Origin of the sequence: Bacillus sp. SIMBA_008 (assembly GCF_046535495.1) — a bacterium.
Taxonomy (GTDB): domain Bacteria; phylum Bacillota; class Bacilli; order Bacillales; family Bacillaceae; genus Bacillus; species Bacillus subtilis.
Genome location: NZ_JAWRWL010000217.1, coordinates 1 through 313 on the forward strand (window position 1 = coordinate 1; position 313 = coordinate 313).

Consider the following 313-nt stretch of genomic DNA (forward strand, 5'->3'; position numbering starts at 1 on the left):
AAGCAAGGCCAAACCACGGTGCTAAAGGCCGGACGTCAGTCGCACCATCAGCGCAGGATCGCCGAAGCCGTCTGACTCTTCCGCTGACATGGGCTCCTCACGTTTCTTCAACGGCTCGAATTGACCGCGGGGTTTCAACCTGCTGGCCCTGGCGCTTGACGAGAACTTCTTGCGCCGCCGACACCAAGTGCCGCCGAAGGGCGTTTTCCGTAGCTTGGAGTCCTGATCGAGAATGGCGTGGACGATCTGCTGATGCGAGACGCGCTGGATCCACGGTCCCGATAAGGCCAATGTTGCGGCGACAGGCGGCGCG

1 protein-coding gene is annotated in these 313 nt (G+C 61.7%); it reads right to left on the bottom strand.

Translation table 11 applies throughout. The annotated features are described in order from the left end of the window. Nucleotides 1-21: 21 nt before the first annotated feature. Nucleotides 22-313 (bottom strand): hypothetical protein (locus tag SB658_RS22895; protein WP_410602543.1); only part of this gene is annotated, 292 nt, incomplete at its 5' end.